1 protein-coding gene is annotated in these 417 nt (G+C 66.7%); it reads right to left on the bottom strand.

Annotated features, from left to right (window positions below):
* On the bottom strand, positions 1-417 hold a 417-nt coding region (locus H6A28_RS14915), incomplete at both ends, for an ABC transporter transmembrane domain-containing protein (protein ID WP_262896999.1).

Below are 417 nucleotides of genomic sequence, written 5' to 3'. Positions count from 1 at the left end.
GCGCGATCGCAAGGTCGCAGGCAACGGTGATGAGCGTGAGCCGCCAGTCGAGCACAAAGAGCAGCGTGAGCGTGCCCACGATCTGCACCGCCGCCTGGACGAGGTTGGCGAAGCTGTTGTTGAGCGCCTCGGAGACCGTGTCCACGTCGTTGGTGAAGTAGCTCATCACGTCGCCGTGGCGCGTGCGGTCAAAGAAGGAGAGCGGCAGCCGCTCGATGTGCGCGAAGAGGTCGCGCCGGATGTCAAAGACCACCTTCTGCGCCGCGCACACCATGGTCTGCGTGTAGCCCGCCGCGCTGGCCACGCCCACCACGTAGATCACCGCGGTCAGGGCAACTCCGCGCACGAGGGCGTCCGCGTCCCCGGCGCCCACGGCGTTGACCACGGGCTTGATCATGTAGGTGCCCATCAGGTTGG

Origin of the sequence: Bacteroides mediterraneensis (assembly GCF_016900355.1) — a bacterium.
Taxonomy (GTDB): domain Bacteria; phylum Bacteroidota; class Bacteroidia; order Bacteroidales; family Bacteroidaceae; genus Phocaeicola.
Note: the sequence above shows the minus strand (reverse complement) of the source record. Positions and strands in the feature narration are given on the sequence as shown.